The organism is Streptomyces sp. NPDC059679, assembly GCF_042734105.1.
In the GTDB taxonomy this organism is placed as follows: Bacteria; Actinomycetota; Actinomycetes; order Streptomycetales; family Streptomycetaceae; genus Streptomyces.
Window position 1 is genome coordinate 40751 of record NZ_JBHWES010000028.1, and the last position, 11204, is coordinate 51954.

The 11204-nt window shown below is 74.7% G+C and carries 1 pseudogene; it reads left to right on the forward strand.

The window, feature by feature from the left end:
* Window positions 1-90 precede the first annotated feature (90 nt).
* Window positions 91-11178, forward strand: a pseudogene (locus ACFV2X_RS27680) (type I polyketide synthase); the annotation flags it as partial.
* Between the last annotated feature and the right edge of the window lie 26 nt (window positions 11179-11204).

Sequence of the window (11204 nt, forward strand, 5' to 3'; positions counted from 1 at the left end):
GATGACGTCAAGAAGCTTCGCCACTTCCTGACCCGGGTCACCGCGGAGCTTCAGGAGACGCGGTCGCGGCTGCGGGCCGTGGAGACCGCGGACAGCGAGCCCGTGGCGATCGTCGGGATGAGCTGCCGCTATCCCGGCGAGGTCGCGTCGCCCGAGGACCTCTGGCGGCTGGTGTCCGGCGGCGGGGACGCCATAACCGGGTTCCCCGCCGACCGCGGCTGGGACCTGGCCGGCCTGGTCGACCCCGCGGGCGACCGGCCGGGCACCTCGTATGTGGACCGGGGCGGATTCCTGCACGACGCCGCCGAGTTCGACGCCTCCTTCTTCGGGATATCGCCGCGCGAGGCGCTGGCGATGGACCCGCAGCAGCGGCTGCTGCTGGAGACCTCCTGGGAGCTGTTCGAACGCGCCGGTCTCGACCCGGCGGCGCTGCGCGGGAGCCGGACGGGTGTCTTCATCGGCTCCAGCTTCCGCGACTACGGCAGCAGGCTGCCCGCGGTCCCCGAAGAGGTCGAGGGCCACGCCATGACGGGCGTGGCGGGCAGCGTGGCGTCGGGCCGGATCGCGTACACCTTCGGTCTGGAGGGCCCGGCCCTCACCGTGGACACCGCCTGCTCGTCGTCGCTGGTGGCGCTGCACCTGGCGGTGCGTTCGCTGCGGCAGGGCGAGTGCTCCCTGGCGCTCGCCGGCGGTGTCGCCGTGATGTCGACCCCGGACCTGTTCACCGAGTTCAGCAAGCAGCAGGGCCTGTCACGGGACGGCCGGTGCAAGGCGTTCGCGGCCACCGCGGACGGCATGGGGGCGGCCGAGGGCGTCGGGCTGCTGCTGGTGGAGCGGCTGTCGGACGCGGTGCGAGGCGGCCATCAGGTGCTGGCCGTGGTGCGGGGCAGCGCGGTGAACCAGGACGGCGCGTCGAGCGGCCTGACCGCGCCGAACGGTCCGTCGCAGCAACGGGTGATCCGTCAGGCGCTGGCCGACGCCGGAGTGTCCGCCGCCGCCGTGGACGCCGTGGAGGCGCATGGCACGGGTACGTCGCTGGGTGACCCGATCGAGGCGCAGGCGCTGCTGGCGACGTACGGCCAGGACCGGCCCGGGGGCCGGCCGCTGCTGCTCGGCTCGGTCAAGTCCAACATCGGCCACACCCAGGCCGCGGCGGGCGTGGCCGGGGTCATCAAGATGGTGCTGGCCATGCGCCACGGCGTCGTACCGCGCACCCTGCACGTGGATGAGCCGACCCCGCATGTGGACTGGGAGTCCGGCGCGGTCGAGCTGGCCACGGAGAATCTGGCCTGGCCCGAACTCGACCGGGTGCGGCGGGCCGCGGTGTCCTCGTTCGGGGTGAGCGGCACCAATGCGCATGTGATCCTCGAACAGGCCCCGGCGGACGAGCGCGAGCCCGCCGAGGCCCCCGTCCCGGCCGCGCTCACCGGCGCGCTCCCGTGGCCGGTGTCGGCCCGGTCCGCCGCCGCCCTGAAGGCCCAGGCAGGACGGGTGCGCGCCGTCGCCGCCGAACACGGGGACCCGGCCGGTATCGGCTGGTCGCTGGCGTCGGCCCGGTCGGGCCTTGAACACCGCGCGGTAGTCGTGGGCGACGCCCCGGACACCTTCCTGAGCGGCCTCGACGCCCTCGCGGCCGGGGAACCCGCGGCCCATGTGGTGAGCGGCGAGACCACCGGTGCGCCCACGGGCGTGGTGTTCGTCTTCCCGGGCCAGGGCTCGCAGTGGGTCGGCATGGCCTCCGAACTCCTCGGCTCCTCCCCGGCGTTCGCTGATTCCATCGAGAGGTGTGCGGGGGCGTTGGCGCCGCATATCGAGTGGGATCTGTTGGAGGTGTTGCGCGAGGAGGGTCCGCTGGAGCGGGTGGATGTGGTGCAGCCGGTGTTGTGGGCGGTGATGGTGTCGCTGGCCCAGGTGTGGCGTTCGGTGGGGGTGGAGCCGTCGGCGGTGATCGGCCATTCCCAGGGTGAGATCGCGGCGGCTTGTGTGTCGGGGGCGTTGTCGTTGGAGGACGGGGCGCGGCTGGTGGCGCTGCGCAGCCGCGCCATCGCCGGAGAGCTGGCGGGCCTCGGCGGGATGGTGTCCGTGGCGGCCTCCGTCGAGCGCGTCGAGGAGCTCCTCGAAGGACGCGACGGCGTGTGGATCGCGACCGTCAACGGCCCGGCCGCCACCGTCGTGGCCGGATCCCCGGAGGCGCTGGACGCGGTGCTGGCGGCGGCTGAGGGGGCGGGGGTGCGGGCGCGTCGGGTGGCGGTGGATTACGCGTCGCATACGCCGCATGTGGAGCGTATCCGGGGGCGGTTGCTGGAGTTGGCGGCGCCGATCGTGCCGCGTGCGGGCGATGTGCCCATGTATTCGACGGTGACCGGGGCGCCGGTGACGGGTGTGGAGCTGGACGCGGAGTACTGGTATCGCAATCTGCGGGAGCGGGTGGCGTTCCATGACACCGTGCGGGTCCTGCTCGACCAGGGCGACCGGGTGTTCCTGGAGGTCAGCCCGCATCCGGTGCTGGCTGGCGCCATCCAGGAGGCCGGGCACGCCGTCGACACCGACGTCCTCGCCGTGGGCACCCTGCGACACGACGAGGGCGGCCCGCGCCGGGTGCTGACCTCCCTGGCCGAGCTGTGGGTACGGGGCGTCGAGCCCGACTGGAAGGCGGTCTTCGGCGGCGCCGCCGCGCCTGTGGACCTGCCCACCTACGCGTTCCAGCGTGACCACTACTGGCTGCGCGGCACCGCCGGCGTCGGCGATGTCGCCGGGGCCGGGCTGTCCGTCGTGGGCCATCCGCTGCTGGCGGCCGCCGTCACGCTGGCGGACGGCGACGGCTGTGTCTTCACCGGCCGCCTCTCCACGGCCGCCCAGCCGTGGCTCGCCGACCACGCCGTACTGAACCGGGTCCTGCTGCCGGGCGCGGCCGTCATGGAGCTCGCGCTGCGCGCGGGCGAGTCGGTCGGCAGCGACCACTTGGACGAGATCGTGCTGCACGCGCCCCTGGTCCTGCCCGCCGACGGCACTCCCCTCGACATCCAGGTCGGCGTCGACGCCGCCGACGAACTGGGCCGCCGAGCCGTCCGGGTGCACTCCCGGCCGCACCGCCCGGACCAGACCGAGGACGAGGCGGAGTGGACCGGCCATGCCACCGGAACCCTCATCACCGCCCCATTCGGCGAGCCCGCGGGCGAGGACACCGCCTGGCCGCCCGCCGACGCGGTCGCCGTGGACATCGACGGCCTCTACGAGCGCCTCGCGGAGGCCGGTTACGCCTACGGACCGGCGTTCCGGGGCGTGCGCGCGATATGGCGGCGCGGCGCCGAGATGTTCGCCGAGGTCGCGCTGGACGAGGCCGGCGCGGGCGAGGCGGACCGGTTCGGCGTACACCCCGCGCTGGTCGACGCGGCGCTTCAGACACGGCTCGTGACGGTGCTGGAGGGCGAGGCGGAGCGGATGATGCCGTTCTCGTTCACCGGCGCCCGTATCCACGCCACGGGCGCCACCTCGGCTCGGGTCCGGGTGGCCCCGGCCGGCCCCGACGCGATCTCGGTGCGGATGACCGACCAGGCCGGGCTGCCGATCCTCACGGTCGACCAGATCGTCTCGCGCCCGCTGTCCGCCGACGCGATGTCCGGCACCGCGGTCAACTCGATGTACGAGGTGACCTGGGTGCCCCTGGACGCGGTCGACGCGCCGGAGCAGGGGCTCGCGATCCTCGGCGACGCCCTGCCCGGCCTCGACGCGCCGCGCTACCCGGACGCCGCCGCCGTGGCCGAGGCCGTCCGCGCCGGCGAGCCGGTGCCGTCGTTGGTGCTGCTTCCCTGCCCGCGCGGGGACGGCGGCGACATCCCCGCCGCGAGCCGGGAGGTACTGACCGCGGTGCTCGGCCCGGTGCGCGAGTGGCTCGCGCACGACGAGCTGGAGGCCGTACGGCTGGTTCCGCTGACCCGGGGCGCGATCGCCGTGGCCCCGGGCGACCGGCTCGACATGGCGCAGGCCGCCGTGCGCGGACTGCTGCGCTCGGCCGCGTCGGAGCACCCGGACCGGATTCTCCAGGTGGACATCGACGGTGCCGCCGACCCGGAGACCGACCCGGGGGCGGTGGCGGCGCTGTCCGCGGTGGCTGCCGCCGCGGTGGCCGCGGGCGAGTCGGAAGCCGTCGTCCGCTCCGGTGTGGCGTCCGTACCGCGGCTGGCCCGCGTGTCCTCGGCGGACCCGGGGACGCTGCCGCTGCCCGGCACGGCCGGAGCCTGGGGGCTCGACCTGGACACCGCGGGCACCCTGGAGGGGCTGACCCTGACCGCGTCCCCGCGGGCCGAGGCGCCCTTGGCGGCGGGCCAGGTGCGGGTCGCGGTGCGCGCGACCGGCGTCAACTTCCGGGATGTCCTGGTCGCGCTGGGCGTGGTCCCCAACACCGAATCGCTCTTCGGGTGCGAGGGCGCGGGTGTGGTGGTCGAGGTCGGTCCGGAGGTGACCGGTCTCGCGGTGGGGGACCGGGTGATGGGTCTGCTGTCGGGTGCGTACGCGGGTCCGCTGGCGGTGGCGGATGCGCGGATGGTCGTGCGTATGCCGGGTGGCTGGTCGTTCGCCGAGGCGGCTTCGGTGCCCGCCGTGTTCCTGACCGCCTACTACGCGCTGGTGGACCTCGCCGATCTGCGGGCCGGCGAGTCGCTGGCGGTGCACGCCGCCGCGGGCGGGGTGGGCATGGCGGCCGTCCAGCTGGCCCGCCACCTGGGCGCCGAGGTGTACGCGACGGCGAGTGAGCCGAAGTGGCCCGTGGTGCGCGGCATGGGAATCCCCGCGGAGCGGCTGGCGTCCTCGCGCTCACTGGAGTTCGCCGACCGGTTCCTCGAGGCGACCGGCGGCCGGGGTGTCGATGTCGTACTGAACTGTCTGGCCCGGGAGTTCGTCGACGCCTCGCTCGGGCTGCTGCCGCGCGGCGGGCGGTTCGTCGAGATGGGCAAGACCGATATCCGTGACGCCGGTGAGGTCGCCGCGGCCCGCTCCGGGGTGCGATACCGCGCGTTCGACCTCGGCGAGGCCGGTGCCGACCGGCTCGGGGAGATGCTCACCCACCTGGCGGAGCTGTTCGAGCAGGGGGTGCTCTCGCCGCTGCCGGTGACCGCCTGGGACACCCGGCAGGCGCCGCAGGCCTTCCGCCACCTCAGCCAGGCTCGTCACACCGGCAAGGTCGTGCTGACCACCCCGCCGTACGGTCCGCTCGACGGCACCGTGCTGATCACCGGCGGCACCGGCCTCATCGGATCCGCCCTGGCCCGCCACCTGGCTACCGAACACCACGTCACTGACCTGGTGTTGACCAGTCGTCGTGGGCTGGAGGCGCCGGGTGCCGCGGAGCTTGTCGTGGACTTGGCCGAGCTGGGGGTCACGGCGCGGGTGGTGGCGTGTGATGTGGCGGATCGTGAGGCGTTGGCGGGGCTGTTGGGTGAGTTGCCCGGGTTGTGTGGTGTGGTGCATGCTGCGGGTGCGCTGGACGATGGGGTGGTGTCGGCGCTGACCCCGGAGCGTTTCGACACCGTGTTGCGGCCGAAGGTGGACGCGGCGTGGCATCTGCACGAGCTGACCCGCGATCGCGATCTGTCGCTGTTCGCGCTGTTCTCCTCCGCCGCAGGTGTCCTGGGCGCCGCCGGGCAGGGCAGCTACGCGGCCGCCAACGCCTTCCTGGACGCCCTCGCCTGGCACCGCCGCGCCCAGGGGCTGCCCGCGCACTCCCTGGCCTGGGGCCTGTGGGCCGACCGCAGCGTCATGACCGGCGCGCTCGGCGCCGCCGACCTGGAGCGGATGCGCCGCAGCGGGGTCCAGGCGCTCACCACCGACGAGGGCCTGGCGCTGTTCGACGCCGCCGTCCGGATGCCGCGTCCGCACACGGTCCCGGTGAGGCTCGACGTGTCCGCGCTCGGCAGGCACAAGGACCCCGCCCCGCTGTTCCGCGCCCTGGTGCGCACCCCGGCCAAGCGGGTGGCGGCGAACGCGCCCGCGGATGGCGGCGGTCTGCGTGAGCGTCTGGCCCTGTTGCCGGTGGTCGAGCGGGATCGGGTGCTGACGGAGTTGGTGCGGGCTCAGGCGGCGGTGGTGTTGGGGCATGGTGGTGCTGAAGCGGTGGGTGCGGACCGGGCGTTCAAGGATGTGGGGTTCGACTCGCTGACGGCGGTGGAGTTGCGGAACCGGCTGGGTGCGGCGACGGGGCTGCGGCTTCCGGTCACGGCGGTGTTCGACCATCCGACGCCGGTGGCGCTGGCCGCGGAGCTGGCTGTACGGCTGGGGGCGGACGGCGAGGGCGTGTCCGCGCCGGTGGTTCCGGTTGCTGCGGCGGTGGCTGTGGTGGCGGACGAGCCGATCGCGATCGTGGGCATGAGCTGCCGGTTCCCCGGCGGGGTGCGCTCACCGGAGGACCTGTGGCAGCTGCTCATCGACGAGCGGGACGCCACCGGCGCCTACCCCACCGACCGCGGCTGGCAGGTCGACGACCTGGGCGACCCCCACTTCCCGGACGACTCCTACGCGCGGGTCGGCGGATTCCTGCACGACATGGCCGACTTCGACCCCGAGTTCTTCGGCATCTCGCCGCGTGAAGCGCTGGCCACCGACCCGCAGCAGCGGCTGCTGCTGGAGACCACCTGGGAGGCGTTCGAGCGCGCGGGCATCGACCCCGCCACGCTCCGTGCCACCTCGACCGGCGTCTTCACCGGGCTGATCTACAACGACTACGCCTCGCGGTTCCCCCGGCTGCTCAGCGGCTTCGAGGGATACCTGGGCAACGGCAGCGCCAACAGTGTGGCCTCCGGCCGGATCGCCTACACCCTGGGTCTTGAGGGCCCGGCGATCACGGTGGACACCGCCTGCTCGTCGTCGATGGTGGCCCTGCACCTGGCCGCCCAGTCGCTCCGGCAGGGCGAGTGCGCCCTGGCCGTCGCGGGCGGGGTGACCGTCATGTCCACCCCGCGGCCGCTGATCGAGTTCAGCCGGATCGGCGGGCTCGCGCTCGACGGCCGCTGCAAGGCGTTCGGCGCCGACGCCGACGGCATGGGATTCGCCGAGGGCATCGGCATGCTGGTCGTCGAGCGGCTCTCCGACGCCCGGCGCAACGGACACCGGGTGCTGGCGGTGCTCCGCGGTTCCGCGCTGGGCCAGGACGGCGCGTCCAACGGCCTGACCGCGCCCAGCGGCCCCGCCCAGCAGCGGGTGATCCGCCAGGCCCTGGCCAACGCGGGTCTGAGCGCCGCCGACGTGGATGTCGTGGAGGCACACGGCACGGGCACCTCCCTCGGCGACCCGATCGAGGCGCAGGCCCTCCAGGCCACGTACGGCCAGGACCGGGCCGAGGACCGGCCGCTGCTGCTCGGCTCGGTGAAGTCCAACCTCGGCCACACCCAGGCTGCGGCGGGTGTCGCCGGTGTCATCAAGACCGTGCTGGCCCTGCGCCACGGCGTCGTCCCGCGCACCCTCCACGTCGAGCGGCCCACCTCGCACGTCGACTGGGCGGCCGGGGGGCTGCGGCTCGCCGACGGAAGTGTGCCGTGGCCCGAGACCGGGCGGGCGCGGCGGGCCGCCGTGTCGTCCTTCGGCATCAGCGGCACCAACGCGCATGTGATCCTGGAGCACGTTCCCGAGCAGACGCCCGAGCCCAAGGCGCCCGCGGTCCCGGCCACCGGCGCGCCGGTCCCGTGGGTCATCTCGGCCAAGAGCGCCGAGAGCCTCCGCGACCAGGCCCGCCGACTGCACGAGCGGGTGACCGCCACCCCGGACCTGGCCCCCGCCGACATCGCCCGGTCCCTGCTGACCACCCGGGCCGTCTTCGACCACCGCGCGGTGGTCGTCGGCCGGGACCGGGAGGAGCTGCTGCACCGCCTCGCCGCGCTGGCCGGCGGCGAACCGGCCGCCGGTGTGGTCCAGGGCGTCGCGGTCGCGCGCGCGAAGACCGTGTTCGTCTTCCCCGGACAGGGCTCGCAGTGGGCCGGCATGGCCACGGAACTCCTCGACACCTCCCCGGTTTTCGCCGAACGCCTCGAAAGCTGTGCCGCGGCTCTCGCGCCGCACATCGACTGGTCCCCGCTCGACGTGCTGCGCGGCCGCCCCGGCGCGCCGTCGCTGGACCGGGTCGACGTGGTGCAGCCGGTGCTGTGGGCGGTGATGGTGTCCCTCGCCCAGGTGTGGCGGACCCATGGGGTCGAGCCGTCCGCCGTGGTGGGCCACTCCCAGGGGGAGCTGGCGGCGGCGGCCGTGTCGGGTGTGCTGTCGCTCGACGACGCCGCCCGGATCGTGGCCCTGCGCAGCCGGCTCATCGCGCGGGAGCTGGCGGGGCAGGGCGGCATGGTCTCGCTCGCCCGGCCCATGGGCGCGGTCCAGGAGCTGCTGAAGCCGTGGGGCGAGCGGATCAGCGTCGCCACCGTGAACGGGCCCGGCTCCACCGTCGTCGCCGGTGAACCGGACGCGCTGGAGGAGCTGATGGCCGCCTGTGAGCGCGAGGGGGTGCGGGCGCGCCGTATCCCGGTGGACTACGCTTCCCACTCCCCGCAGGTAGCGCGGTTGCGCGAGGCCCTGCTCGAACTGGCCGCGCCGGTGGTGTCCCGGCCACCGGAGCTGCCCATGTACTCCGCCGTCACCGGCGAACTCCTCGCCACCGGCGCGGCGGACGCCGAGTACTGGTACCGCAACCTGCGCCGGACCGTGCTCTTCGAGCAGGCCACGCGCGCCTTGGCCGGCGCGGGACACGAGGTGTTCGTCGAGGTCAGCCCGCACCCGGTGCTGACCACCGGCATGGCGGAGACGCTCGAGGACCACCCCGGCGAGATCGCGATCGGCGGCACTTTGCGGCGCGACGAGGGCGGCCGGGACCGGCTGCTGACCGCGCTGGCCGAGGTGTTCGTGACCGGGGTGGCCGTGGAATGGGCGACCACCTTCGAGGGCGGGCGGACCGTGGACCTGCCGACCTACGCCTTCCACCGGCAGCGCTACTGGCTGGACGCGCCGCCGGAGCCCGAGGCGACCCGGGGCAACGCCGCCGTGGACGAGGCATTCTGGGCCGCGGTGGACCAGCTCGACCCGGACGGGCTGGCGTCGACCCTCGGCGTCGAGGACGCGTCCGTACGGTCCTCGCTGAACGCGGTGCTGCCCGCGCTCTCGGACTGGCACCGGCAGCGGAGCGAGCGCGCCACCGTGGACACCTGGCGCTACGGCATTGCCTGGGCGCAGGTCCCCGAGGCTGCGCCGGCCGCCCTGTCCGGCACCTGGCTGCTGGCCGTCTCCGCCGGGTTCGAGGCGGACCCCCGGGTGGCCGCGCTGGTGGCGGGCATCGAGCGCCGCGGCGCCCGGGCCCTGCCGGTGGTGATCTCCTCCGACCGCCCCGCCGACATCGCCGCACAGCTGCGGACGGCCTGCGAGCCGACCGAGCCGACCGAGCCGGGCGAGCCGGGCGAGCCGGCTCAGCCGGCCGGAGTACTGTCGGTGAGCGCCTGGGACGAGCGGCCACACCCCTCCTTCCCGGCGGTGCCGGGCGGCTTCGCCCATGTCCTGGCGCTGTGCCAGGCGCTGGAGGCCGCCGGTGTCACGGCGCCCCTGTGGTGTGTGACCAGCGGCGCGGTGACCACCGGAGCCGACGACGCCCCCGTCAGCCCGGCGCAGGCGCTGGTGTGGGGGCTGGGCCGGGTGGCCGCGCAGGAACACCCCGATCGCTGGGGCGGTCTGATCGACCTTCCGGCCGAGCCGGACGAGCAGGCCGTGAACCGGCTGTCCGGGCTGCTGTCCGGGGGATCCGGGGAGGACCAGCTCGCCGTACGGGCCGGCGGTGTCCTCGCCCGCAGGCTGGCCCGCACCCCGGCGCCCGCCGCCCCCGGCCGCGAGTGGACCCCCACCGGAACCGCGCTGATCACCGGGGGCACCGGCGCCATCGGCGGCCATGTCGCCCGCTGGCTGGCCGCCCGCGGCGCCGAACACCTGCTGCTGCTCAGCCGGAGCGGACCGGAGGCCGAGGGGGCCGCGGAGCTGCGGGCCGGTCTGGAGGCGGCCGGCGCCCGGGTGACCCTCCTCGCCTGCGACGCCGGGGACCGCGAGGCGCTGGCGGCCGCGCTGGCCGACATCCCGGACGAGCTGCCGCTCACCGCCGTCTTCCACACCGCCGCGGTGCTGGACGACGGCCCGCTGGACGCGCTGACCGCAGACCGGGTGGACGCCGTGCTGCGGGCGAAGACCGGCGCCGCCTGGAACCTGCACGAGCTGACCGCGGATCTGGACCTGTCGGCGTTCGTCCTGTTCTCCTCCACCGCCGGCACCTTCGGCGCCGCCGGACAGGCGAACTACGCGCCTGGCAATGCCTACCTCGACGCGCTGGCGTGGCACCGGCGCGCCCACGGCCAGGTCGCCACCTCCATCGGCTGGGGTGCCTGGGCCCAGGGCGGCATGGCCGAGAAGGAGGCCGTCGCCGATCTGCGGCGCCGGCACGGTGTCCCGGTGATGTCTCCCGAGCGGGCGGTCCTGGCGCTGCGCCAGGCGCTCGACGGCGACGACACCTTCCTGGTCGTCGCGGACATCGACTGGGACCGGTTCTACCTCGCGTACACCGCCGCCCGGCCGAGCCCGCTGCTGCACGATCTGGAAGAGGTGCGCCGCATCCGGGAGTCGGCCACCGGCGGGGCCGCCCCCGACCAGGCGGGGCCGTCGCTCGAGGAGCGGCTGGCCGGCCTCGGCCGGACCGAGCAGGAGCGGGTGCTGCGCGACCTGGTGCGTACCCACGCCGCGGCCGTCCTCGGCCACGACGGGCCCGAGTCGGTGCCCACCGGCCGCCCGTTCTGGGAGCTCGGCCTGGACTCGGTCACCGCCGTCGAGATGCGCAACCGGCTGGGCGGCGCCGTCCAGCGCAAGCTCCCCGCCGGGCTCATCTTCGACTACCCGACCGTCACCGGTCTGGTCGGCTACCTCCGGGACGAGCTGTGCCGGGACGAGACCGAAGTCAGCCCGGTGATGTCCGATCTGGACCGGCTGGACATCGCGCTGGCCACCATGCCCGACGACGACCCGGTCCGGAACGAGGTGGCCGAGCGGCTGGAGAAGCTGCTGCGCCGGGTGAGCCCGGCCTCGGTCGTGACGCGGGCACCCGCGACGGACTGGGGCCTGGACTCGGCCTCCCAGGACGAGGTGTTCGCGCTCATCGACGAAGAACTGGGAGAGCCGTAACCCGGCTCCCGGCACACGCCTTCCCG